The organism is Halobacillus aidingensis, assembly GCF_900104185.1.
Classification (GTDB): domain Bacteria; phylum Bacillota; class Bacilli; order Bacillales; family Halobacillaceae; genus Halobacillus; species Halobacillus aidingensis.
This window is the reverse complement of sequence record NZ_FNIZ01000001.1, coordinates 98,146-122,517: the sequence shown is the minus strand read 5'-3', so window position 1 is coordinate 122,517 and position 24,372 is coordinate 98,146. Positions and strand designations below refer to the sequence as shown.

Below are 24,372 nucleotides of genomic sequence, written 5' to 3'. Positions count from 1 at the left end.
AAGGAAACTCTGAGCTTTTTGTTTATCATATGGTTTATCCACGAAGTTCAGCCTGATGCTGACTTTTCACCGCTTCCAGGATAGCATTGTGCGTCTCTTCTACTTCTTGATCCTTCAAGGTGCGAAGTGGATCTAAGTAAAGCAGACGGAAAGCGAGAGACTTCTTCCCTTCATCTAGATGTTCACCTTGATAAAGATCGAATACTTGAACATCCTTCACTAATGGACTTCCTGCCTCTGCAATCGTTGCCTCAATCGATCCTGCGGTCACATTTTCATCTACGACAAGCGCAATGTCACGAGAAACAGATGGGTGACGAGGAATCGTCTGGAATTTCTCTTCTTTCTTATATTCCTCAATGAGAACTTCCAAATTCACATCAAAGACATACGTTTCTTTCAGTCCGAGCTGTTTTTGAAGTTTCGGATGGACCTGCCCAACGAAGCCGATGACTTTTCCATTAACGGACACGGTTGCCGTACGTCCTGGATGCATATGATCCAACTTCGTTTTTTCATAGCTGAAAGGAAGATCCAGCTGTTCACTTAATCCTTCCAAAATCCCTTTAGCAACGAAAAAGTCGACCGATTTTTTCTCTTGCTGCCATGGATGTGAGAGCCATTCCCCTGTCAATGCGCCTGATGCACGCAGCATTTCTTCCGGCTGTTTCGTTACTTTTTCCTCTTCACTAATAAACACGGTACCGACTTCATAGAAAGCAAGGTTTTCCTGTTTCCGTGCCACGTTATAGGATAAGGATTCTAATAACTCAGGAACCATGCTCAAGCGGAGCGTGCCATGGTCTTCACTCATAGGCATAGCAAGAGCGACAGGGCTAACGGATTTTTCTTTCACTTCAGGGCTGACAAGCATTTGTGCTTTATCCTCATGAGTAAGGGAATAAGTAATTGTCTCATGAAGTCCCGCACCTTCAAAGTATGCTTTCACTTTACGTTTCAGCAATTGCTCAAGCGTCAAACCACCTGCTTGAGACGCCCCTTGTGGAAGTGTATACGGAAGGTTATCGTAGCCATAAATGCGTGCCACTTCTTCCAGCATATCTTCAAAGATGGTAATGTCTCCACGTCTTGTCGGAACAGACACATGGAACTCATCCCCGTTTTGATCATAATTGAACTGAAGACGACGGAAAATGTCGGCGATATCCTCATTGGAAATATCGGTTCCAAGTCGATCATTGATTGTGCTCGTGTTTACAGTGACTTGCTTTTCAGAGCGGTCCAATTCGTCATGGGACACGACACCATCCAATACCGTTCCTCCTGCATATTTTGCAAGAAGTTCGCAAGCTCTCAGGCCGGCACGTTCTACGCGGTTCGGATCGACACCTTTTTCAAATCGTGTACTTGATTCACTGCGGAGCCCATGATCTTTTGAAGCTTCACGTACCACAGATGGATCGAAAAATGCGGCTTCTAAGATGATCGTCGTCGTATCATCTTGAACTTCAGACTCAGCCCCACCCATGACACCAGCGATGGCATGAGCTTTTTCCCCATTCGTAATGACGAGGTGATCGCTCTTCAGTGTGCGCTCCTGGTCATCAAGCGTCGTCATCTTCTCTCCATCTTTTGCACGACGTGTAACAATAGTATGCGAACCAAAACGGTCGTAATCGAAGGCGTGAAGCGGCTGCCCATACTCCATAAGTACGTAGTTTGTAATGTCCACGACATTGTTGATTGGACGGATGCCTGCCGCAGTCAAACGGTTACGCATCCACAGTGGAGATGGTCCGACTTGGATGTCCTTAATAATGAAGGCTCCATAATAAGGGTTCGCTTCTGAGTCTTCCACGACTACAGAGACATGGTCTGCTGTTTTCTCACCACAAGTTTTGACGTTTTCCTCAGCCAATTCATACGTGCCATCGATGGCTGCTGCTACTTCATAGGCTACGCCGGCCATGCTTAGAGCGTCCGAACGGTTGGGTGTCAATCCAAGCTCGATGATCAAATCATCAAGATTTAACAAGGAAACAGCATTCGCTCCGACTTCTACATCTTCCGGAAAAACAAAAATTCCATCAGCGAATTCTTTCGGGACATCTTTTTCATCGACGCCTAGCTCTTGAAGAGAACAGATCATCCCGTTCGATTCTTCTCCGCGCAGTTTCGTCTTTTTAATTTTGAAGTTGCCAGGAAGAACCGCTCCCGGTGTAGCTACAGGAACTTTTTGACCTTCAGCGACGTTCGGTGCGCCACAAACGATCTGAAGCGTTTCTTCTCCGACGTCCACTTGGCAAAGGTTCAATTTATCGGCGTTCGGATGCTGTTCACAAGATCGTACATACCCGACGACAACGCCTGTGACCTCTTCTGCTACAGGTTCAACACTTTCCACTTCAATTCCGGTCTTCGTAATGATTTCTGCCAGTTCTTCTGGCGAGTAACGACTGACATCAATATATTCTTGCAACCAATTCAATGATACAAGCATGGTTTCATTCCTCCTTTAAGCCTTGTGGTATTGTTCTAAGAATCGAATATCATTGGTGTAGAAGTGACGGATATCATCCACTCCATATTTCAACATCGCGATCCGCTCAGGTCCCATACCGAATGCGAATCCTGAATATTCTTTCGGATCATATCCTGCCATCTCAAGGACATTCGGGTGAACCATTCCGCCTCCAAGAATTTCGATCCAGCCGGTTCCTTTACATACTGAGCAGCCTTTCCCTCCACATACTTTACAGGAAATATCCATTTCTACGGATGGTTCGGTGAATGGGAAAAAGCTTGGACGAAGACGTATTTCACGGTCCGCTCCGAACATCTGCTTCGCGAATGCATTCAATACGCCTTTCAAATCGCTCATTCGCACGTTTTTATCGACTAATAGTCCCTCAATTTGCGTGAACTGGTGAGAGTGAGTCGCATCATCTGTGTCACGACGATAGACCTTACCAGGGCAAATCATTTTAACAGGTTCACTGCCATCTTTAGCTCCCATTGTCCGTGCTTGAACAGGGGAAGTATGGGTACGCATTAAGAGTTCTTCCGTTACGTAGAAAGAATCCTGCATATCCCTTGCCGGGTGGCCTTTCGGCAGATTCAGTGCTTCAAAGTTGTAATAATCCGTCTCCACTTCAGGTCCTTCTTTGATTTCAAAGCCCATACCGATGAAGAGGTCTTCAATTTCTTCCACGATACTCGTCAATAAGTGAGGACCTCCAACCTTTACAGGACGGGCAGGAAGAGTGACATCAATGCTCTCTTCTTCCAATTGCTTTTCTAATGCTGCATCCTCAAGAGCCGTTTGTTTTGTCTCAATCGCTTGAGCAATATGTTCCCGAACATCATTCGCCAATTGCCCAATAACCGGACGCTCTTCTTTGGACAATTTGCCCATTCCTCTCAGAACTTCCGTAATCGGGCCCTTTTTTCCTAAGTACTCGACTCTTACATCCTTCAAGCCTTGAACAGAATCCGCCTGATCAACTTTCTTCAAGGCTTCCTGTTGCAGCTCTTCTAAACGTTCCTTCATGCTTTTTTCCTCCTTTAAAATCGTTTCGACTCATTTCCCTTTCACGTTTCAAAACTATTAAGGTTGAAAAACGGCTGGAAAATAAAAAAAGCCCCATCCCTGAAAAGGGACGAGACTTGTATGGTCGTTTCGCGGTACCACCCTTGTTGACACATTTACATGTGCCCACTTTGATGAAAATAACGGATTAAATCCGGGCCTATGGCCAGCTCCAGAGTGAAATTTCGATACATGCCACGTTAGAAGCACTTCCAGTCCAAGGTGCTTCCTCCCTATAACGATTTACATTCATCTACTTTGCTCTTTCTAAGCTTTTCATTGTTTAATTTTTATCAACTGAATATATTATAGTCAAAGAAGCCTATGGATGCAACCTTATCCCTTTAAATGATACATAAGGACAGCACCTGCGATTCCTACATTCAGCGACTCTGCCTGTCCATAAATCGGGATATAGACACGTTGATCTGCTTGGTTCAAAACAGACTCCTGAATCCCCTGCCCTTCATTCCCTACAATGAGTGCAGCTTTAGAAGGAGCTTGCAGTTGTTGAAAAGGGACAGCATCCTTCAGAGCAGAAGCCCAAATCTGGACTCCTTCTTCTTTCATGGGTTTTACAAAGTCTTCTAACTCCCCTGTGATGACGGGGATGTGGAAGATGGACCCTTGCGTAGCTCGGATGACTTTATCATTGTAGGCATCCACTGTACCTGAACCTAAAATCACCTGGTCGAACCCTGCTGCATCAGCTGTCCGAATCAGTGTACCCACATTCCCAGGATCCTGAACGGAGTCAAGCATTAATGTTAATGTGGCTTGATTTAAGGATGGTTCCTTCTGTTTGACGATTGCTGCAATACCTTGAGGTGTTTCCGTTTCTGCAATAGCCCGAAACACAGAATCATTGACCATTACCGCAGGGATATCTTCAGGGATCGAAAAATCTGTTCCTTCACGAACAATCATTTCAACAATCTCCCAATCACTTTTCATCACCTCTTCTACGAGATGAAAGCCTTCTACAATAAAGGTTCCTGTTTGATTTCTATATTTACGTTTATGTAGCTTTTTCCATTCCTTCACTTTTGTATTTTGTAAGGAAGTCAACATAGTAGTCCCTCATTTGCGTGTTTATTTCTCATTCATCATACATAGCAAGACCACGGTTGGTCAAACTAAAGAAGAATATTCGCGAAGTTATGGAGAAAAGGAGGTTGAATGAACGATGAACCTGAATTTAAGAGCAGCGATTCTTTCTAACGTTAGTGGACATAACGCTGAACAATTGGAAGCGACCATCGATGATGCCTTGCAAAAAGGAGAAGAAAAAATGCTTCCTGGTCTTGGTGTCTTTTTTGAAATGCTATGGAAAGAATCTGATGAGCAGGAAAGACAAGAAATCCTGGATACATTAGAGCAGGGATTGAAACAAAATCAGTGAAAAAAAGCCAACCTGAAAAGGGTTGGCTTTTTACGTCATTGAGAGTTAATTAAAGGTTATTTCCTGCACTTTGTCTGCATCAAGTCCTTTGATGACTTCAACAATCAAACGTACCGCATTTTCAAAGTCATCACGGTGAAGCATCGCTGCGTGAGAGTGAATGTAGCGCGTTGCAATCGTAATGGACAATGCAGGAACACCATCATGACTTAGGTGAATCGCACCAGAGTCTGTGCCACCACCGGCAAGAGAATCAAATTGATATGGAATCTCATTAGCATCTGCCGTGTCTGTTACAAAATCACGAAGGCCTTTATGTGAAATCATGGACGCATCATAGAGGATGATTTGAGGACCTTCACCCATCTTGCTTGAGGCATCTTTGTCTGACACACCAGGTGTATCTCCAGCGATTCCAACGTCCACACCAAAAGCGATATCCGGGTTAATCACATTGGCAGACGTACGAGCCCCACGCAGACCTACTTCTTCCTGGACGGTTCCAACACCATAAACGATATTCGGGTGTTTTTCACCTTTCAACTGCTTCAGTACTTCAATAGCAATCGCACATCCAATACGGTTGTCCCAAGCTTTCGCAAGAAGCATCTTCTCATTTTTCATTTGTGTGAATTCGAAATATGGAACGACCGAATCTCCGGGTTTCACACCAAATTCCATCGCTTCTTCTTTGCTTGAAGCACCAATATCAATAAACATATCTTTAATATCCACGGCTTTTTTACGTTGCTCCGGAGGCAGGATATGTGGTGGTTTGGATCCAATTACTCCTGTCAAATCTCCATTACGTGTCATGATGGTCACACGCTGTGCAAGCATCACCTGGCTCCACCAGCCACCGACGGTTTGGAAATAAATATACCCGTTATCATCAATGCGAGTAACCATGAATCCTACCTCATCAAGGTGACCAGCTACCATAACACTCGGGCCTTTTTTATTCCCTACCTTTTTCGCGATCAAGCTGCCTAAGTTATCTGTAAACACTTCATCTGCGTATGGAGCGATGTACTGCTTCATCACATCACGAGCTTCCCGCTCATTACCAGGAACGCCTTTAGCATCCGTCAAATCTTTTAACATTTGTAATGTTTCGTCTTTTTTAGCCATATGTAACAATTCCTCCTTTTCCTATCCAATGGATATTATAAACCTTTTGAAGCGATTTCACAAAAAATTCAGTTTCCTGCATGATCAATACCCTTCATCTTGACGCTCAAAGTTGATGGCATTTTTTCTTTCGTATGCATCAATCAATTCTTTCTCAGTAATACCTAGTGTAAGACCAAGAACTAAATAATCATAAAATGCTTTCTTATAAGATTGTTCGTCTTTCCTCTCCCTTAACCTCTCTATCGAGCGATAAACAGTAAGAAAGGCCGATGTTTGGGAATCTACTTCGACCAAAGGTGTGGCCGTATAACGATAATCAAGGTCCAAGCCTAAAGAAAGCAGAAAATGGACCCCATCCACATACTCTTCCAATATTACAGACTTCTCACTGGGTCCTTTTGTACTCCAAAACTTAAAGCATCGCGTTTCATTAGCTAACTCTCCTAATTCAACAAGAAGCGCAAGTACTTTTTCCTCAACCTTCTGTCCTTTTTCAATCCCGTGCTGCTGCTCTATATAATGATCTAATTCCCTCTGCATATCATACAAACTTTCCCAATTCATACTCTACCACTCCTTCATATTACATTTAACCAGCTCTCCGTGATGATTTTATAAAAGCTCCCGATTGTGGAAGACTCAGTTGGGGGAGCGCTGAGCTTCCCCATCCCCCATTCCATGCAGGAGAGAAACGACTCCTATACCAATATCGGGCCACTCAGAAGTAAGCATAAAGAGCCCTACATCAAGCTTTCTAGCTCGGAATGACTACGAGAGAGAGTTTTATATTATCCATTTCACTTGAGGGTACAAACAGCGTTTCCAGAAGTAGTTTCAAGACACTTACATGGTAAAGCGACTCATTCCCAGCAGCCCCATCCACTCAATAACCATCTCGAAACTGAGACTTCAAGAATCCTGCCATATACTTTAATAATCAGCATCTAACTATTTAAAAATTTTCTCATTAAATGTATCATTTTTTGAAACAAAAGGATACGTTCATACGTATGGAAGCAAAAGAACAGTTTACAGGGAGATGAAAGAAATGATCATCCTATTATTCCGGTTACTCTTACTGATTGCCATAGCCTTCATTATTTATACCGCCTATAAATTCATCGTCAATCCAAGGAGAAAATTAGAGCTTGCCAGAGACAAGAAACAATTTTACTTTCATGATAACAAGGAGAATACGAAAGAAAACTTTTTAATGACTCTAAAAGGACATGTTTTTGAAGGAGAGAAGTACTTAGGGACCACTGAGGATTCGTTTGAGGTGATCAACATCAGTGTGAGTGTACACAACCCTGAAAGGTTACAAGGTCTAGACAGGGAGGATCTTTACTTTATGGAAAAAGAAATCTTGATTCGCTACCCTTATGCTTCCATCGAGTGGAAATACCCGATGAACCGTTTGATCATTCAGCCATTAAAAAATCACGATGAAAAAAAGCCCCACTCCTTTGAGTGAGGCTTTCGTTTATGGACTCGTCTGGAAGAAATCTCTCCAGAGAAACACTTCGTATTTTTTTCGTATCAAAAAGCACACGCCAATTAAAGCTCCCGAAAAAAGGAACATCATCGGGATGGAAAATAAGGAAATCCATTGTCCGACAGATGTATAAACGACGGCTAAGGGTAAGTTTGCAAATAATGATGACTTCGCATATTCTTTAAAGTCTGCGCTAATTTCCAATAAACAATAGGAAAGTAAATGAAAATGAATAAAAGGTACAAGTCTTAGTATTGCGACTTGTTTTACCGTCAAATTAGAGTTTTTCTTCAACCATTTTCCTTTTAACGACCTCAATTTCTTTAAGCCAGAAGGAACGAGCCTGATGGTGCGATAAAACAATAAACTCGAGAGCATTGTACCCACCACCGAATACGCACTTCCAGCAATAGGCCCAAATAAAACGCCACCCGTAATACAAACGAGCATAACAGGTAAAAACAAAAATGGTCGTAATAAATGAATAGCAATGAATAAGAGCGGTGCCCAGGCTTCTTGATGTTCTAACCATGCAAAAATGGTACTTGTTGTTTCGCCCATCTCATCCCCCTCCCTGTCTACATAATATGACAGAGCGGTTAGAGATAGAACCGATTCAACAGGTAGGCCATTCCTGCGATATATAAAAGGGTAATGAGAGAAAAACCAAGTTTGAACGAAGTATGTTTCGTTTTATGCCTAAATACACTCATGCCAATCCACCCTCCAAGAGCCCCCCCGGCTAAAGCTATTCCCCAGAGTTTCTTTTCTTCAATCCGCCAAGATCCTCTTTTAGACCAACGTTTATCTATCCCCATCATAATGAAAAGGATTAGGTTAATGACGATTCCATACATTCCAATAAAAATAACAACATCCATAATAATACTCCTTCCTCCTAAATACCATTTGCTCCACAAACGTCCCGAAACTGAGTCTTCCAAAATGCTGGGTCACTTATTATGTAAATCCATAGGTTTCTGACTATAAAAAAGAACCATTTCCTACCGATCGGAAATGGTTCTTTATCATTGTCATTTTATTACTTAAGAGCAGATTTAGCTTGCTCTGCTAGGCTTGCGAAACCTTGCTCATCGTTTACAGCAAGATCAGCTAGCATCTTACGGTTAACTTCAACACCTGCAAGCTTCAAACCGTGCATTAGACGGCTGTAAGAAATGTCGTTCAAACGCGCTGCAGCGTTGATACGAGCGATCCATAGCTTACGGAAGTCGCGCTTTTTCTGACGACGGTCACGGTAAGCATACTGACCTGATTTCATTACTTGTTGTTTTGCAGTTTTGAATAGTGCATGTTTTGAACCATAATAACCTTTTGCTAGTTTAAGGACACGGTTACGACGTTGGCGTGTCACTGTTCCACCTTTTACTCGTGGCATGGTAATCCCTCCTATTTAAATCAATGTATATTAGTCGTTTGGAAGCATGTGCTTGATGCGGCGGTAGTCTCCAGCAGAAACTAGTGCATCTTTACGCAACTTACGCTTTTGTTTTGTAGATTTGTTCGCGAACAAGTGGCTAGTGTAAGCGTGAGAACGTTTCACCTTACCTGTTCCAGTCTTTTTGAAGCGTTTTTGAGAACCTTTATGGGTTTTCATTTTTGGCATGTGAATTTCCTCCTTTAACTTGATACAATTCCTTACTTCTCGTTAAGAGGAGCAAGCATTAAGAACATACTACGACCTTCCATTTTAGGCTTGGTCTCAACTTGGGCAATGTCTTTGCACTCATCCGCCATGCGTTCAAGTACTTTTTGTCCAAGTTCTTTGTGAGTGATTGCACGACCGCGGAAACGGACAGATGCCTTCACTTTGTCACCTTTCTCCAAGAACTTACGCGCGTTACGCAGTTTCGTGTTGAAGTCATGGTCTTCAATCCCAGGGCTGAGACGAACTTCCTTGACTTTGATGACGGTTTGTTTCTTACGAGCTTCTTTTTCTTTCTTCTGCTGCTCGAAACGATACTTTCCGTAGTCCATCACTCGGCAAACCGGAGGCTTCGCATTTGGCGCTACCATAACAAGATCAAGATTCGCATTCGCTGCGATATCTAAAGCTTCATTACGTGGTTTAACTCCAAGTTGCTCACCATTTACGTCGATCAGACGAACTTCACGGGCACGGATTTTCTCATTAACGTTCATGTTATCCTTGCTAATATCGAGCCACCTCCAACAAATTTTAGAAAACTTATATGAGATCTGTCATCGACAAGATTTCCTGATGCAAATAAAAAAAGTGTCGGTACACATACTGCACCCACACGACTCCTAATAATCAAAGGAATAAGTGACCTGCCAACTGCGCTGTGCGTCGATCAGGTGAGAAGCGGGTGCTCCTACTTGTCTCTAGATCCGTTCATTCAGTTACCTAAATTATAATAGCATGCCTTATGATGCATGTCAACAACTAAACTCCGCCGACATGACTACTTAAACTAGGATAAGGCATGCACCCGCAAAAATCAAGGCTTTTTTAGCCAGGACTCACCATCCACCTTCTTCCACTATAGCTCTTGTTTGTGAAAGACTCAGTTTCGAGACTTTTGGTGAGCGCATGGGGGCTTATAACACCAGGATAGTGGACGGCACCTTCCCATAATAGCGAAATAAATATGGAAAAAGCAAAACCCGAAAGCCTTTTAGGAGGCTTTCGGGTTTTGTTCTTTTACTTACGTAGTAGTTTTTGGTCGATTTCGTTGCGGATTTCCTGTTTGAATGTATCCAGTGGTTTTGTTGCGGAATCTTGTTCTCCGTAACGACGGACGTTGACAGCATTGTCTTGAATTTCTTTGTCACCAACCACAAGCTGGAACGGAATTTTTTGCATTTGAGCTTCACGGATCTTGTAACCGATCTTTTCATTACGCTCATCGACTTCAACACGCACGCCTGCTTCACGCAACTCATCTTCAAGTTTCTTCGCATAATCAAGGTGCACATCTGCGGATACAGGGATGATTTTCGCCTGGACAGGAGCCAGCCAAGTTGGGAATACGCCTTTATACTCTTCAATAAGAAAAGCAACAAAGCGTTCCATTGTTGATACCACTCCACGGTGAATAACAACCGGACGGTGATCTTCTCCATCTTCTCCAACGTATGTCAGATCGAAACGCTCCGGCAGGTGGAAGTCGAGCTGAACAGTAGATAATGTTTCATCTTTTCCAAGAGCTGTCTTCACTTGAACATCGAGTTTTGGACCGTAGAAGGCCGCTTCCCCTTCTGCTTCTACATACTCAAGCTCCATATCTTCCATTGTTTCTTTCAACATCGCCTGAGCTTTATCCCACATCGCATCATTGTCGACATACTTCTCTTTGTCCTCAGGATCTCTATAAGAAAGGCGGAAGTAGTAATCATTGATCCCAAAGTCACGATACACTTCCTGCACAAGACGAACCACACGTTTGAATTCATCCTTCAATTGATCTGGACGAGCGAAGATATGGGCGTCATTCAATGTCATCGCACGTACACGCTGCAATCCTGCAAGTGCGCCGGACATTTCGTAGCGGTGCATCATGCCGAGCTCGGCAATACGTACGGGAAGATTACGGTAGCTGTGCAATTGATTTTTGTAAATCATCATATGGTGTGGACAGTTCATTGGACGAAGGACGAGATCTTCATTATCCATTTCCATTGTTGGGAACATGTCATCCTGATAATGATCCCAGTGTCCACTTGTTTTATACAAATCTACACTTCCAAGAACAGGTGTGTAAACGTGATCATACCCAAGACGTTCCTCTGTATCTACAATGTATCGTTCAATTGTACGACGAATTGTAGCTCCTTTCGGAAGCCACATCGGCAGCCCTTGACCAACCTTTTGATTGACTGTAAAAATATCGAGTTCTTTTCCTAACTTACGATGATCTCTTTCTTTTGCTTCTTCAAGCATTTTCAGGTACTCATCAAGATGGGCTTTCTTTTCAAAAGCTGTACCATAAATACGCTGCAGCATTTGATTATCGCTGTCTCCACGCCAGTATGCACCAGAAATGCTTAACAGCTTGAAGACTTTGATTTTACTTGTTTGCGGAACATGAACCCCGCGGCAAAGATCGAAAAATTCTCCCTGCTGATAAATTGTCACTTGTTCCCCTGCAGGGATTGCTTCGATCAGCTCAAGTTTCAAATCGTCACCGATCTCTTTATACTTTTCAATCGCTTCTTCACGTGAAAGTTCGATGCGTTCGATTTCTAAATTCTCATCGACGATGCGCTGCATTTCTTTTTCGATCTTCGGAAGGTCCTCTGGTGTAAGGGACTCTTCCATGTCGATATCATAATAAAATCCGTTTTCGATCACTGGACCAACACCAAGCTTCACATTGCCATATAGACGTTTAATCGCCTGCGCCATCAAGTGAGCGGAAGAGTGGCGGACCACTTCCAGACCTTCTGGGTTTTTATATGTCAAGATTTCAATCGCACCATCTTGTTCAATCGGTCTTCTTAAATCATAAGGTTCGCCGTCTAATTTGATCGCCAGGGCTTGTTTTTTCAAGCCAGGGGAGATCGATTGTGCGATTTCTTCACCTGTCGTACCTCTCTCAAACTCCTTAATGTTACCGTCTGGAAATTTGATTTGAATCGCATTCGACATGTTTAACACTCCTTTATCTAAAATAAATATAAAAAACGCCCGTCCCTCAGCATATAAGCTAAGGGACGAGCGTTATCACTCGTGGTTCCACCCAAATTCCCGCAAAGTAAGACGATGCGGCTTCATTCTCCTTAACGCGGATCAGACGCTGTCTATTACTAATCACATGTTCACAGACAGAGCTCCAAGGTGGTAAACATTAAAGCCGTCAACAAGGAGCTTCCAGCCGATGGCTCCTCTCTCTGGTCTTGCGTCACTTTATGTTCGTGTCCTTTTCCAAGCCGTTGTTTAGATATGTACGTTATTATATCCATTTAGGAAAAGGAAATCAACCCATTTTAAAAGGAAATTGTGATTTAGGCCTCCATGAAGCTTTTTCTTCAAATATATTCATCAATAACTCTAAGTTTGAATGGTCCGTTTCATCCGAATAGATGATCAACTCATCAGGTGCATGAGCAAGAGCTGGTGTAACCGGCCATTCAATCGGCAGATGAGCAATACAATCATCCGGATATTGCTTCATGTACAACCTTGTTTCCGATTCACTAATCGGGTTTCCTTCATCATGGTAGTAGGTTAAACGACCATCATCAAGCAGATGAAGCAACTGAACGCCTGTGTCTTTATGATGGACACGGTGACGCCATGAATCCACCAACAGTTGATAGGACTCTTCTTGTTTATATTCATCAATGATTTTCCCTGTATATTCAATAAGCGATTCATGGACGGATTGCAAACAAGCAGCACTGAGTTCATCAAATTCCACATAACTTCTAGCGATCAAATAATCCTGAATAAAAGCGCGTAAATAGTGGTAAATCGGTGGAAGTTGGAGTCCCGCGGGTGGTTTATCTTCGAAGTCTTGTCCAATTTCAAGCATTCGTTGAACTTCTTGTGCGTCCTCATAATAGTACCGATGTTTCAAAACGCCTTCCATCCATCCGAGCATTTTCCTTTTCCGGATTACTTGTAAAAAGGCCCGAATCGCCTCAACATAAGCCGCTCCACTCAATGAAGCATTCATCAACTTCACATCAAACCCGTCTTTGTGTTCCTTGAAAATCCAAAGTTTTTGTTCCGAGACAATCGCATTATAGAATAGGATCGCTTCCGTACGATTAGAAAAATGAATGCAAAACACCAAAATTCCCCCTCGTCCCGACTTCACTCAACTTCTATGTTCAATGGAAGACCTCAGGGGCCAGCCCTGAAAATCAGCCATTAAAAGATGACGCACCTATGACATAAAGTTGGCTGTTCCCTGTTATATTTATGTGACAAGAGAGGGAATCATGCTATTGTCTTACGTTTTGTAATCGTTATCCTCGTCTATTCCGCCCATTCACGTGGACCCCTTCACTCAGTTGGCGGATCCGCTCTGTAATTCTTTTTGCTTTTACTTGTTCTACATCTCCGCGATTACTCGTCATCAACACTTTCTCCAACTCGTTCAAATTGTAGTTAGAAGTGAAGAAAACCGGAAGTCTTTCCATCATTCGGTAGTGGAGAATACTTCCAAGTACCTCATCTCTAAACCACGCAGATTGAGATTCTGCACCTATATCATCAAGCATGAGTACAGGAATTTCTTTGAATGCTTCAATCTTTTCATTCATGGAATCGTCTTTGATTGATGCTTTAATTTCTCTTACAAATTCCGGCATATAGATGACCATAGAAGGGATATTTTTTGAGCTTAGTTCATTTGCGATAGCTCCAAGGAAATAAGTTTTCCCCACACCAAACGGGCCATGAAAGTACAATCCCTTACTTGGCAGTTCATCATTAAGACCTTCAATATATTGGACAGTTCGTTCCACCGCAGCTCCTCGATCCGGGTCTTGAAGATCCATTCGTTCTAATGAAGCCTCAAGGATTTCACGTGGCATATGGAGACTTCTCACTAAAGATTTTTGCTCTTCCTGCTGTTCATGTTTCCGTTGACGGCGACATTTATCATAAATCAACTTCACATCAGAACCTTCCACTTCTACTCTTGGAACGTAACCGGGAAGGATATTGATACACTCTTCACGTGTTGGGCATTTCTCACAGTTTTTTGACTGAGTACGGTATTCATAGAGTTTAATCAACTGTTTCTCTATCGCTTCTTCCGTTAACTCTTCATGCTCCTGCATCAACTTTTTAACTTCCGAGGATTCCATAACTTCTGCTTTCATATGGTTCATTCGTTTTTGAAACTGCTTGTTGTTACGCATCCATTTTTTTAATGATTGTTGAATAGGTTCCATTGTTATCCCCCCTTTTAATTACCTTTGTTCGTCAATCTTTTTATCCTTGCCGCTATATCATCAGTGTTGACTTGTGCTGCTTCTTGCTTTTCATGTTTCTCATGCTGAGGAGCCTCTTGTTGTGTGAACCAGGCTGGGATGACTTCTTCTTTTTGGTTTTTACGCTTTTGAGACTTCTGTTTTCCCCATTGCTGGTATTTCTGATGCTCGGCCTTGGCTAGGTTCATCGCTTGTCTCACGGTCGTTACATTTTTTCTTGCCCAGTGACTTGCGATTTTCTCAAGGTAAGGCTTCGACAATTTCATATCGGTTTTTAATAGGACGTAATGGACGAGTACATTCATGACTCCTGGTTCAATTCCTTGTTCTGTCATCACGTCACGAATCATTTTCAAATCTTGTTCAGACGCACGGTTACCATTGGATACATCTTCAAGCAATTCCCTAGGAGAGATTTCCTCAAGCATTTGAATGAACTGATCCTCTTTTGTCCCATTTGTTGACGTGTTTTCCACTTTCATTTTCTCTCTGCGATCTAGAGCTGATTCTCTCTGTCTGTCATTCTTTTGTTCCTTCATAAAATCATGACAAGCTGCCTTCAACTCTTCTTCCACTAAGTAATGATTTTCGTCAATGGCCCAGGTGACCGCTTTTTCCAGCTCAGTGTTTGAAAGATCATACAACGTCGCCAATTGAACAATCAACTTCTTGTTGCGCCCATTTAATATTTGTTCTGATGGATACATTCGCTTTTTTAATGCATGGTTCAGCCAGTGAAAGTCCACTCGATCCATGGATGCTACCGGCCCTCTGGATTCTGGTTGATGATTCTGCTGCTTGGCAATGGTTTCAGTTTCTCTTTGGACAGTTTCAATCATTTTGTTATGGAAGACTTCATCAAAAGTCGCGGTAACTTCAGTAAAACCATCAAGCGTTTGTCTGGCGTTCAACAAACGGCTTTGTAAGCGCTCATACTTTTCCTTACCCAACTCATAATGCAGCAGCAAAGAGAGCATATCATCAAGAAAGAACTCTTCAGGAGAAAAAGGAGGGCGCACAGAGTAAAGATATACCGCCTGTTGATCTTCATCAATTGAGCGGAACGTCCGTAATAGTCCGATAGCCTCCAGTTTCCCCCTCGCCTCATAAATTTTGTCCAAAGGGGCAGAAAGGTAAGACATCAATGTATGGTGAGACTGCACCTGATCCCCTTCAACCATATCCGATTCCGATATAAGGACATGATAAAGCGAGACCGCCAACCTCCCTACAATCGGCTGGTATAAATGTGACAAGGAACGATGAAAACTTCGAGGCAACTCTCCATTACGAATAATTTTAAAACCGTCTACAGGGAGAAGTTTGCCAATAGAGTAACTCACCGCCTCCACCTCCTTCAATCGTTAAAGCTTATTCATTCTATTTCAAACAGGAAACCAAGATTCTTTTCATATCTCAAACAAAAATGGCCCCTAAAACTGTAATCCTAGAAAAAGAAAATGAGCCGGAACAGGCTCATTCATTGTCTTCATGTTTAATTAATTCCTTTAATTCGTCGATGAAAACATTGATGTCCTTGAACTGTCGATATACAGAAGCAAAACGAACATAAGCAACTTCATCAATGTCAGACAGACGCTCCATCACCATTTCACCGATATCTTCACTCATGACTTCAGAAACGCCACGATTTCTTAATTCCTTTTCGATATCCATGGTCACTCGTTCCAGTTCCTCCACGGCCACCGGTCTCTTTTCACAAGCACGAATCAGTCCACGCATCAATTTTTCACGACTGAACTCTTCTCTTGTGCCTTCTTTTTTCACAACGATCAGCGGAACTTCTTCTATCCGTTCAAAAGTTGTGAACCTGAATTGGCATTGTTCGCACTCTCTGCGTCGTCTGATCGCCTGTCCTTCTTCGATTGGCCTGGAATCAAGGACTTTTGTACTTTTATAGTGGCAATTTGGGCACTTCACGTATGATCAACTCCACATCATCTTCTTTTCGGCAGTACTCAGGAAGGATCCACCGTTGTGAACTGACTGTCCAATTTTTGATAAAGCTGAACGATTAGATTCCGGCTGTACCCAAAATCAACAGGACCTCCTGAGTCCGTTGTGACAGAAAAGTCAACGGCTGTTCGAAAAGGACGGACCATGATGATCGTCGCCACTATAAACGCGCGTCTATTGCCTTTATATTTGACGGTCAGTTCTCCACGTTCCTTAGAACTTGCTACAATTTCTGAAGGTGACGAAAAAAGTCCTTCCACAGCACGGAAGAGATCATCATGTTTTGCTTTATAATAGTGTGTGACAAGCGCAGAATCCTTATGCTCTTCACTCGTTTCTGAATGTTTGCTGAAATACCTGGAAATAAATGCTTTCACTTACCTAACCCCTTCAATTTCATTCGACATTATCTCCCTTTATTTTAACATGACTTAGGAAAATAAGAAATGATTATTGAAACCAATGGGTCCCTAATAACCCCCCAGTCCCATATTCCGCATAAGCTCCCTATTGTGGAAGACTCAGTTTCGAGACTTTTGTTGAGTGGATGGGGACTGCGGGGAATGGCTCGCTTTCCGCGGGAGCGCGGTGAGCCTCCTCGGACGGCGTCCTGTGGGGTCTCACCATGCACTTTTTTCCCGCAGGAGTCTCCCCATTTCCCTCCGCCCCTTTGCCATATAAGTATCTCGAAACCACTTCCGGAATAAGCTGCTTTTATGCCCATGGTAATTGAAGGGGAAAGAACTCCTAAGGACGCTATTCTGCATACGAAAAGCTTGTTATAGAGCGCTTTATGTTTATAACACCAGGATAGTGGAAGGCACCCTCTCACAGGAAAGGGGTTCGTTTCTCACCTTCATGGAATGGGGTGGTTGGGAAGCTGCGAGACTCCCGGGGGAGAAGGAGATAGACGAGATCCCGCAGGACGAAGTCCGAGGAAGCTCGGCGCTCCCCCACAGGAAAGTGTTCAAATGCGGAATCGACCTGGGAGACACGACTGTCATAAGCAGAACAGCAACGGAATGTGCTTTTCACTCCTTTGCTCTTCTGCTTATGACGCGAGTGTCTGGGCGATGGAGCTAGATGAGTTGCTTCCCAGCCACCCCTAACGCTCAACACGGCAAACGAACCCCGAAAAGTCTCGAAATCGAGTCTTCCACAATCCTGTCATTTACTTTAATAACTGAGTAATTAATAAAAAAAATGGGCTTTGAAGCTTATAATGAAAAAGAAGCCACGCGTTTGGAGCTGCGTGGCTTCTTCCTATTATAGAGCGCGAGACTGCTGTACTTCTACAGGTCCCATTCCTCTTGGTACTTCTACCGTTTCATTTTTCCCCGCTTCTAGTGCATCAACGATGTACTGAGCGGCGACATTAGGATCAATGCGATCTCCGCATGTATAAACATCAATACTTGCATAGCCATGTTCTGGAAAACTATGAATCGTCAAGTGCGATTCAGAAATGATGACCACTCCACTAACTCCGTGGGGGGCGAATTTATGAAAAGCGACTTCTCGTACTTCCGCACCAGCTTTAAGAGCAGCATCTACAAAGACTTGTTCTATATACGACATATCGTTCAATTTTTCTTCATTACAATTCCATAATTCAGCAATTACGTGTCTTCCCATTGTATCCATATTAAGGATCCCCCTTTGTACATTCACTCTTCAATACCTCTGAAATAACAGCCATGAACTACCACGGGGGAAAGTTAGTCCTGAGAGGTCCTAACCCTTTGAGTAGACATGAATTTATATGAAATTCAGAAGTTCAAGAGAAAGTATATATGGTTTACCCCTAATTTGCAAGAAATATTTTACTGGCTTTTGCACAACACTTCTTGCCGCCCCCTGGGGACTCAGATACAACAGGATTCGGGTTGTTTATGACACTCGGGCCTCTTTTTCTTGTTTCATCATGTTACCGACATACTTAGCAAGGTCTACCACACGGCAGGAATATCCCCACTCATTATCATACCATGCCAGTACTTTTACTTTACGGTCATCAATGACTTGTGTAGACAACCCATCTATGATCGCTGATGATGAGGAAGTCGTGTAATCGATGGAAACGAGGGGCTCTTCACTGTATTCCAATATTCCTTTCATTCCACCCTCAGCCATTTTCGCAAAGGTCTCATTCACTTCATCTGCCGTCACTTCCCTTTTTAAATCGACGACAAGATCAACAAGAGATACATTCGGAGTCGGTACGCGCAAAGCCATACCATTCAATTTCCCTTGAAGAGTCGGAATCACTTCCCCTAAGGCTTTAGCTGCTCCTGTAGATGTAGGGATGATGGATTGAGTACACCCGCGTGCCCTACGTAAGTCTTTATGTGGGTTATCTAAATTCTTCTGATCATTGGTAAAGGCATGGACGGTTGTCATCAATCCATTTTCAATGCCAAATTCATCCTCCAACACTTTTACTACAGGGGCAAGACAGTTAGTTGTGCAGGAAGCATTTGAGATGACATCGTGACTGGCCGGCAAATATGTTTCTTCATTAACACCCATCACAATCGTCGCATCCACTTGTTTTCCAGGAGCTGTAATGATGACTTTTTTAGCTCCAGATTCTAAATGAAGACCTGCTTCTTCTTTCGTTTTAAACTTGCCTGTTGCTTCAATTACAATATCGATATCCAGTTCGTCCCATGGCAGCTCCAATGGGTTCCTAGTTGAACATAGCTTCACTTTTTTCCGATTGACGACTAAGTCTCCATCAACGACATTGACCTCACCTTGAAAACGCCCGTGGACACTGTCGTATTTAATCATGTGAGCAATTGTTTCAGCTGGATAACTTGCATTAACGGCTACCAAATCCATAGATTCATCCGCCACAGCCTTTCTAAATACCATGCGACCAATTCTTCCCAAACCATTAATTGCAACCTTTGTTTTCCCCATGCTGTTCCAGCCCCCTATATATGATATACTTTTACTCTGCAATTCCTAGATTAGTATAACATATTGTAAGCGGTTTTACATACAGAACAAAAACTTTCCACAAAAAATAACACGTCTACCCAGACGTGTTATTATACGATCTCCCAACCGTGAAGTATGTCATTTAATTGCTGTAAACTTCCCTCAACCGTTCCGGTATTATCAATGACCGCATCCGCCATTTCTGCTTTCTTTTTCACAGGGATCTGCGCACGGATCCGCTCTTCAGCATCCTCTCGTCCCGACTGATCTCTTTCCATCAAGCGTTCCAATTGTGTTTTTTCATCCACATACACAACAAGGATCTTTTCAACGTAATCTGTTAAGTTGCTTTCGAACAGCAATGGAATATCCAGGACGACCGCTTGATATTGTTGCTGCTTATACTGCTCGCGCCGCCTGATCATCTCTTCCCTTACTTTAGGGTGGACAATGCCATTCAATTGTTTTCGCTTTGTCTCGTCAGCAAAGACGACCTTGCCGAGCTTTTTACGATCCAGATCCCCGCCTTCTTCAAGCACCTGTTCTCCAAAGGTTTCTACAATTTCTTGATACGCAGGTTCTCCAGGTTGCACGACATCCCTTGATATTTGATCAGCATCAATGACAGGTATATCCATATCCTTGAACATCTTAGCTACAGTACTTTTTCCACTTGCAATACTTCCTGTTAATCCAATGACTAAAGTCATCCTGACACCTCCTTAAGACAACTTGATCAAGCCGATAATGATGAGTAACACTCCAGGTAAAATGGACAAACTTTCCGCTTTATCACTAAGCTTGGAGCCGCTCAAAATCCCACACCCAAGCATGCAGAAAGTCGCTACGGTAATCATAACCGCTGTAAATAAAATAGGAATTCCGATGAGAGCTCCACTGATTCCAGCTCCAATGGTATCGAGGGATAGTGCAGCTCCAAGCAGCCATACTTCTTTTCCGCGGATGCCACCGGAGTGGTCCACATCCGCCGCTAAGGGGTCGTTCAATACTTTTGCCGGGTTAAGCCACGGCTCCTTCTTTTCTTCACTATCCTTCTCTTTCTTAAAAAACTGCCATAAGAAATAGATACCGATTCCGATTAACGCAAGTGCCCCGACGCGTTCGGCGTCTTCTGCTGCCACCACCGCTGCCAGTAAATGACCAAAATAGGAAGACAACAGAAACATACACCCAGAGACACCCGCAATTAAAAAGACACCTCTTAATGTAAGGCCGACCTTTTTCAAACCTAATACGCAGCCGATTCCAAAGCTATCGATGCTGACTGCTGTAACGAATAAAAAAATGAACATGCCAATCCCCATGCATCCCACACCTTCATCTCTTAAGCTGTGGGATAGTATATGGGGGTTTACCTAGTAGTGTGTAAAGGTTGACACTTAGGACAAATGTGAGTCCCTCTTCCGCTGACCTTCAACTTCTTAATCGGAGTGCCACATTGAACGCATTCCGTATCCTGCTTTCCATAAACACGGAGCTTCTGCTGAAACATTCCGATTTCCCCCTGACTATTTAAGTAAGAACGAATTGTCGTTCCGCCCTGGTCAATAGCCTCAAGGATAACGGAAATACTCGCTTCACGAAGCCTTTCAATCTCAGCTTTTGTCAAAGTATTAGCGATTCTTTCAGGATGAATGCCTGCCCTGAAGAGGGCTTCGTCTACATAAATATTTCCCAGCCCAGCTACAATCGATTGGTCAAGCAAGACAGCTTTTATATTCCTAGACGTTTTCTTCAGCCTCTCATAGAAATAATCCACGGTGAAAGCTTTATTGAATGGATCAGGTCCTAGTTGAATAAGTGGTTTATTTTCAAGCTCCATTCCTTTTGGAAAAGCATGCATCGTCCCGAATTTACGCACATCGTTATATCGAAGTTCTGTTCCATCGGTAAAGTGAAAGATCACATGGGTATGCTTCGGCTTTTCAGTCGCACCCTCATAAACACCAAACTTTCCTTCCATGCGCAAATGGGAGACGAGTGCAATGTCATCCATATGGAAGATTAAAAACTTCCCTTTCCGATCGATATCTTGAATGGTCTGGCCAATCAATAACTGCTCAAACTCTTTAGGGTCTTGAGGTTGTTTAATGATATTCCCCCAAAACACGGATACCTTTTCAATCTCTTTTCCTAAAGCGAGATGCTTCAATGTTTTTCTGACTGTTTCTACTTCAGGTAACTCTGGCATCGTTTCATTCTCCTCTTACTTTGCATCATACCATGTGTCACCGTACGAAGAATCGACCTTTAGAGGGACATCTAAATCTACGGTATTTTCCATGACAGATGATACAACTTCTTCTAATTGCTTCACTTCTTCTTTTGGTGCTTCGATGATCAATTCGTCATGCACTTGCAGCAGGACTTTGGCTTGCATTTTCTCTTCTTGAAGTCTTTCTTCGAGGTCGATCATCGCTTTTTTAATAATATCGGCTGCGCTTCCCTGAATCGGTGTATTCATCGCCGTCCGCTCGGCAAAGCTGCGTTTATTAAAATTCCGACTCTTAATATCAGGAAGGTATCGTCTACGGTTCATAAATGTTGAAACATACCCTGTTTCTTTCGCTTCCCTTACCGTTTCATCCATATATGACTTGACTCCAGGATAGCTTTCAAAATATTTATCAATAAAAGCTTGTGCTTCTTTTCTCGTAATACCAAGGCTTTGGGACAGGCCATAGTCACTGATTCCGTAAACGATTCCGAAATTAACTGCCTTCGCCTGTCTTCTCATTTCACTTGTCACATCGCTTCTCGATACACCGAAAACTTCACTTGCTGTCTGGGTATGGATATCTTCGCCTTCTTTAAATGCCTGCATAAGCTTTTCATCCTGAGCAATATGCGCGAGGACACGAAGTTCAATTTGTGAATAATCACTGGCAAACATGACCCATTCTTTTTGGGAAGGGATAAAGGCCTGTCTTATTTTACGCCCTTCTTCAAGGCGAATCGGAATATTTTGCAAGTTAGGGTCCGTAGAACTTAATCGACCGGTTTGTGTCAGAGCTTGGTTAAAGCGTGTATGAATTTTTCCGGTATCCTCATGAACCACCTTAAGAAGACCTTCAATATAAGTCGACTTCAGTTTTCGAAGCTGACGGTTAAGAAGAATTTTAGGAATGATCTCATGTTGATCCTCCAATTGCTCTAAGACGTCCGCAGACGTGGAATAGCCGGTCTTTGTCTTTTTAATAACAGGAAGTTCCAGCTTTTCAAATAGAATCGGACCTAGTTGTTTAGGTGAATTTAAGTTGAAGTTTTCACCAGCGAGTTCGTAAATCTCCTGTTCGACCTTATTCAAACGTTCTTCTAGTTCTTGTCCCATATTCTCTAACCTCTGGACATCCACACAAACTCCGCGATGCTCCATCCGTCCAAGAATAAGCGCTAACGGCATTTCAAGTTCTCTGAACAATTGATACTGCTCATTATCTTTCAATTTCTTTTCCATGTCCTCTTTCATGTTATAAAGAAGAGATGCTTTTCTTCCAACGTGCTCATGGAACTCATGATCATCATCTGGCCGCTTCATTTTTGCGCCTTTACCATACACTTCTTCATCATATTTGACGGCTGTTTCACCTAAACGGTGGCCAATCGCAGGAATATCATGGTTATTCTCAGCAGGGTTAATCAAATAAGAAGCGAGCAATAGATCGAACGTGATTCCTTTCATTTCAATACCATGACGTAAAAGAGCGACACACGTCCGTTTCGCATCGAACACCCATTTTTCATTATCTGCACTTTCCGCCCATGTTTGAAAGGCATCTGATTTTTTGGCATCTTCCATGGAAAGGACGAACTTTCTTTGGTCATTTACAATAGCAATGCCTTCCACTGGTGCCGTATGGTAATTATCGTAAAGCATCTCGACCACTACCGCTTCTTTCCCTGTAAAAAGATCTGCCGTTATTTCCTGGACCACTTCTACATCAATCTCTGGAAGTTCTTGAGCTTCCTCAGATTCCGTACCGCCTTCTTGCACACGGGAAAGCAAAGATTGGAATCCAAGGTCTTTAAAAAACTCACTCACTTTTTGGGATTGATAACCGGAGTAACCGATATCAGATAGGCTGATTTCAATTGGAGCTGCACGCTCGATGGTCACAAGCTGTTGACTCATCAATGCCTCTTCCTTATTCGTCTCCAGTTTTTCTTTCAACTTCTTACCACTCACATCATTTAAATTCTCATAAAGGTTTTCAAGCGTGTCAAATTGCTTCAACAGTTTTACCGCCGTTTTCTCCCCAACCCCAGGTACACCTGGAATATTATCAGAACTATCTCCCATGAGTGCTTTCAAGTCAATGATTTGATCCGCTCGGACTTCCATCTTTTCCATTAGGAAAGATGGGGTGTATGTATCAACATTGGTAATCCCTTTTTTCGTCAGGCTCACAGTGATTTGCTCATTCACTAGTTGAAGGAGGTCCTTGTCCCCTGAAATCACCTTCACTTCTAAACCTTTTTCCCCCGCCTGAGTAGCAAGGGTGCCGATGATATCATCTGCTTCGTAATTTTCAAGCTGATAATAATTGATTTCAAACGCGTCCAGAAGCTCCTTGAGCACAGGGAACTGTTCAGATAGTTCAGAAGGAGTTTTCTGGCGACCACCCTTATAATCCTCGTATGTTTTATGACGGAACGTCGTTTTACCAGCATCAAATGCAACGAGCAAATGATCCGGTTGATCCTCTTCAAGAATTTTCAACAACATGGTTGTAAAACCATACACGGCGTTCGTGTACACCCCTTTATCATTATTTAACAGGGGCAGTGCAAAGAATGCCCGGTACGCAATACTATTCCCATCAATTAATACAACTTTTTCAGCCATTGGCCCACTCCTCGTTATAGAAGATACTCATAGGAGGATCTTCGTCTATTTCTTTTCCTTAGTCTTCGTTC

24 protein-coding genes and 2 other annotated features are annotated in these 24,372 nt (G+C 42.9%); of the genes, 2 read left to right on the top strand and 22 right to left on the bottom strand.

Going from position 1 to position 24,372, the window contains the following annotated elements; translation table 11 throughout:
• Positions 1–34: 34 nt before the first annotated feature.
• From pheT to BLS23_RS00575, 3 genes are all read right to left on the bottom strand, one after another.
• On the bottom strand, positions 35–2,461 hold the full coding sequence (pheT, locus tag BLS23_RS00585) for a phenylalanine--tRNA ligase subunit beta (protein WP_089650574.1): 2,427 nt from the start codon (positions 2,459–2,461) through the stop codon (positions 35–37).
• A gap of 15 nt (positions 2,462–2,476) precedes the next feature.
• Positions 2,477–3,511: a phenylalanine--tRNA ligase subunit alpha gene (gene pheS, locus BLS23_RS00580; RefSeq protein ID WP_089650573.1), complete on the bottom strand. Its 1,035-nt coding sequence runs from the start codon at positions 3,509–3,511 to the stop codon at positions 2,477–2,479.
• Between the two features lie 102 nt (positions 3,512–3,613).
• Positions 3,614–3,829 (bottom strand) — a binding site (T-box leader).
• A 57-nt stretch (positions 3,830–3,886) separates the two neighbouring features.
• A complete protein-coding gene (locus BLS23_RS00575; RefSeq protein ID WP_089650572.1) occupies positions 3,887–4,621 on the bottom strand; it encodes a TrmH family RNA methyltransferase in 735 nt (244 codons plus the stop codon).
• Between the two features lie 115 nt (positions 4,622–4,736).
• On the opposite strand from BLS23_RS00575, the gene sspI reads away from it, so the two are divergent.
• Positions 4,737–4,952, top strand: coding sequence for a small acid-soluble spore protein SspI (sspI, locus tag BLS23_RS00570; RefSeq protein ID WP_035509556.1), 216 nt, complete (start codon positions 4,737–4,739; stop codon positions 4,950–4,952).
• Positions 4,953–4,997: 45 nt separating this feature from the next.
• Here sspI and BLS23_RS00565 read toward each other — a convergent pair whose 3' ends face one another.
• Positions 4,998–6,083 carry a M42 family metallopeptidase gene (locus BLS23_RS00565; protein WP_089650571.1) on the bottom strand — a complete coding sequence of 362 codons (1,086 nt, stop codon included), beginning with the start codon at positions 6,081–6,083 and terminating at the stop codon, positions 4,998–5,000.
• Between the two features lie 84 nt (positions 6,084–6,167).
• The gene (locus tag BLS23_RS00560) at positions 6,168–6,650 is read right to left on the bottom strand and encodes a dUTP diphosphatase (protein ID WP_089650570.1); all 483 of its coding nucleotides are present in this window, start codon (positions 6,648–6,650) and stop codon (positions 6,168–6,170) included.
• 484 nt (positions 6,651–7,134) lie between these two features.
• On the opposite strand from BLS23_RS00560, the gene BLS23_RS00555 reads away from it, so the two are divergent.
• A complete protein-coding gene (locus BLS23_RS00555) occupies positions 7,135–7,560 on the top strand; it encodes a sigma-w pathway protein ysdB (protein ID WP_089650569.1) in 426 nt (141 codons plus the stop codon).
• A gap of 9 nt (positions 7,561–7,569) precedes the next feature.
• Here the strand turns inward: BLS23_RS00555 and BLS23_RS00550 are convergent, their stop codons facing one another.
• The 17 genes from BLS23_RS00550 to polA form a co-directional block, all read right to left on the bottom strand.
• Complete coding sequence (locus BLS23_RS00550) at positions 7,570–8,142, bottom strand: TVP38/TMEM64 family protein (protein WP_089650568.1); 573 nt, start codon at positions 8,140–8,142, stop codon at positions 7,570–7,572.
• A gap of 38 nt (positions 8,143–8,180) precedes the next feature.
• Positions 8,181–8,462 (bottom strand): DUF1294 domain-containing protein, encoded by a 282-nt coding sequence (locus BLS23_RS00545; protein WP_167355960.1) that lies wholly within the window; start codon positions 8,460–8,462, stop codon positions 8,181–8,183.
• A gap of 161 nt (positions 8,463–8,623) precedes the next feature.
• Positions 8,624–8,980 carry a 50S ribosomal protein L20 gene (rplT, locus tag BLS23_RS00540; RefSeq protein WP_089650567.1) on the bottom strand — a complete coding sequence of 119 codons (357 nt, stop codon included), beginning with the start codon at positions 8,978–8,980 and terminating at the stop codon, positions 8,624–8,626.
• Between the two features lie 30 nt (positions 8,981–9,010).
• Positions 9,011–9,208 (bottom strand): 50S ribosomal protein L35, encoded by a 198-nt coding sequence (rpmI, locus tag BLS23_RS00535; protein ID WP_079479460.1) that lies wholly within the window; start codon positions 9,206–9,208, stop codon positions 9,011–9,013.
• A 32-nt stretch (positions 9,209–9,240) separates the two neighbouring features.
• Positions 9,241–9,744: a translation initiation factor IF-3 gene (infC, locus tag BLS23_RS00530; protein WP_089650566.1), complete on the bottom strand. Its 504-nt coding sequence runs from the start codon at positions 9,742–9,744 to the stop codon at positions 9,241–9,243.
• Between the two features lie 82 nt (positions 9,745–9,826).
• Positions 9,827–9,950 (bottom strand) — a sequence feature (ribosomal protein L20 leader region).
• A 317-nt stretch (positions 9,951–10,267) separates the two neighbouring features.
• The gene (thrS, locus tag BLS23_RS00525) at positions 10,268–12,214 is read right to left on the bottom strand and encodes a threonine--tRNA ligase (protein WP_089650565.1); all 1,947 of its coding nucleotides are present in this window, start codon (positions 12,212–12,214) and stop codon (positions 10,268–10,270) included.
• Between the two features lie 328 nt (positions 12,215–12,542).
• Positions 12,543–13,361: a sporulation protein YtxC gene (gene ytxC / locus BLS23_RS00520; protein WP_089650564.1), complete on the bottom strand. Its 819-nt coding sequence runs from the start codon at positions 13,359–13,361 to the stop codon at positions 12,543–12,545.
• 178 nt (positions 13,362–13,539) lie between these two features.
• Complete coding sequence (gene dnaI, locus BLS23_RS00515) at positions 13,540–14,472, bottom strand: primosomal protein DnaI (RefSeq protein ID WP_089650563.1); 933 nt, start codon at positions 14,470–14,472, stop codon at positions 13,540–13,542.
• A gap of 14 nt (positions 14,473–14,486) precedes the next feature.
• Positions 14,487–15,854 carry a replication initiation and membrane attachment family protein gene (locus tag BLS23_RS00510; RefSeq protein WP_089650562.1) on the bottom strand — a complete coding sequence of 456 codons (1,368 nt, stop codon included), beginning with the start codon at positions 15,852–15,854 and terminating at the stop codon, positions 14,487–14,489.
• Positions 15,855–15,987: 133 nt separating this feature from the next.
• Positions 15,988–16,452 carry a transcriptional regulator NrdR gene (nrdR, locus tag BLS23_RS00505; RefSeq protein ID WP_089650561.1) on the bottom strand — a complete coding sequence of 155 codons (465 nt, stop codon included), beginning with the start codon at positions 16,450–16,452 and terminating at the stop codon, positions 15,988–15,990.
• A gap of 38 nt (positions 16,453–16,490) precedes the next feature.
• Complete coding sequence (locus BLS23_RS00500; RefSeq protein ID WP_089650560.1) at positions 16,491–16,865, bottom strand: cytosolic protein; 375 nt, start codon at positions 16,863–16,865, stop codon at positions 16,491–16,493.
• A gap of 889 nt (positions 16,866–17,754) precedes the next feature.
• Positions 17,755–18,132 (bottom strand): adenosylmethionine decarboxylase, encoded by a 378-nt coding sequence (gene speD / locus BLS23_RS00490; protein WP_115824217.1) that lies wholly within the window; start codon positions 18,130–18,132, stop codon positions 17,755–17,757.
• Between the two features lie 246 nt (positions 18,133–18,378).
• Complete coding sequence (locus BLS23_RS00485; RefSeq protein ID WP_089650558.1) at positions 18,379–19,413, bottom strand: glyceraldehyde-3-phosphate dehydrogenase; 1,035 nt, start codon at positions 19,411–19,413, stop codon at positions 18,379–18,381.
• A 131-nt stretch (positions 19,414–19,544) separates the two neighbouring features.
• A complete protein-coding gene (gene coaE, locus BLS23_RS00480) occupies positions 19,545–20,144 on the bottom strand; it encodes a dephospho-CoA kinase (protein WP_089650557.1) in 600 nt (199 codons plus the stop codon).
• 12 nt (positions 20,145–20,156) lie between these two features.
• The gene (ytaF, locus tag BLS23_RS00475) at positions 20,157–20,759 is read right to left on the bottom strand and encodes a sporulation membrane protein YtaF (protein WP_089650556.1); all 603 of its coding nucleotides are present in this window, start codon (positions 20,757–20,759) and stop codon (positions 20,157–20,159) included.
• A 47-nt stretch (positions 20,760–20,806) separates the two neighbouring features.
• Complete coding sequence (gene mutM, locus BLS23_RS00470; protein WP_089650555.1) at positions 20,807–21,646, bottom strand: DNA-formamidopyrimidine glycosylase; 840 nt, start codon at positions 21,644–21,646, stop codon at positions 20,807–20,809.
• 15 nt (positions 21,647–21,661) lie between these two features.
• Entirely contained in the window at positions 21,662–24,301 is a 2,640-nt protein-coding gene (gene polA / locus BLS23_RS00465; RefSeq protein WP_089650554.1) for a DNA polymerase I, read from the bottom strand.
• Positions 24,302–24,372: the final 71 nt, after the last annotated feature.

Bases quoted from the DNA above. Each gene is read 5' to 3' on its own strand.
- pheT (WP_089650574.1), bottom strand. From the start codon at position 2,461: ATGCTTGTATCATTGAATTGGTTGCAAGAATATATTGATGTCAGTCGT.
- pheS (WP_089650573.1), bottom strand. From the start codon at position 3,511: ATGAAGGAACGTTTAGAAGAGCTGCAACAGGAAGCCTTGAAGAAAGTT.
- BLS23_RS00575 (WP_089650572.1), bottom strand. From the start codon at position 4,621: ATGTTGACTTCCTTACAAAATACAAAAGTGAAGGAATGGAAAAAGCTA.
- sspI (WP_035509556.1), top strand. From the start codon at position 4,737: ATGAACCTGAATTTAAGAGCAGCGATTCTTTCTAACGTTAGTGGACAT.
- BLS23_RS00565 (WP_089650571.1), bottom strand. From the start codon at position 6,083: ATGGCTAAAAAAGACGAAACATTACAAATGTTAAAAGATTTGACGGAT.
- BLS23_RS00560 (WP_089650570.1), bottom strand. From the start codon at position 6,650: ATGAATTGGGAAAGTTTGTATGATATGCAGAGGGAATTAGATCATTAT.
- BLS23_RS00555 (WP_089650569.1), top strand. From the start codon at position 7,135: ATGATCATCCTATTATTCCGGTTACTCTTACTGATTGCCATAGCCTTC.
- BLS23_RS00550 (WP_089650568.1), bottom strand. From the start codon at position 8,142: ATGGGCGAAACAACAAGTACCATTTTTGCATGGTTAGAACATCAAGAA.
- BLS23_RS00545 (WP_167355960.1), bottom strand. From the start codon at position 8,462: ATGGATGTTGTTATTTTTATTGGAATGTATGGAATCGTCATTAACCTA.
- rplT (WP_089650567.1), bottom strand. From the start codon at position 8,980: ATGCCACGAGTAAAAGGTGGAACAGTGACACGCCAACGTCGTAACCGT.
- rpmI (WP_079479460.1), bottom strand. From the start codon at position 9,208: ATGCCAAAAATGAAAACCCATAAAGGTTCTCAAAAACGCTTCAAAAAG.
- infC (WP_089650566.1), bottom strand. From the start codon at position 9,744: ATGAACGTTAATGAGAAAATCCGTGCCCGTGAAGTTCGTCTGATCGAC.
- thrS (WP_089650565.1), bottom strand. From the start codon at position 12,214: ATGTCGAATGCGATTCAAATCAAATTTCCAGACGGTAACATTAAGGAG.
- dnaI (WP_089650563.1), bottom strand. From the start codon at position 14,472: ATGGAACCTATTCAACAATCATTAAAAAAATGGATGCGTAACAACAAG.
- speD (WP_115824217.1), bottom strand. From the start codon at position 18,132: ATGGATACAATGGGAAGACACGTAATTGCTGAATTATGGAATTGTAAT.
- BLS23_RS00485 (WP_089650558.1), bottom strand. From the start codon at position 19,413: ATGGGGAAAACAAAGGTTGCAATTAATGGTTTGGGAAGAATTGGTCGC.
- coaE (WP_089650557.1), bottom strand. From the start codon at position 20,144: ATGACTTTAGTCATTGGATTAACAGGAAGTATTGCAAGTGGAAAAAGT.
- ytaF (WP_089650556.1), bottom strand. From the start codon at position 20,759: ATGGGGATTGGCATGTTCATTTTTTTATTCGTTACAGCAGTCAGCATC.
- mutM (WP_089650555.1), bottom strand. From the start codon at position 21,646: ATGCCAGAGTTACCTGAAGTAGAAACAGTCAGAAAAACATTGAAGCAT.
- polA (WP_089650554.1), bottom strand. From the start codon at position 24,301: ATGGCTGAAAAAGTTGTATTAATTGATGGGAATAGTATTGCGTACCGG.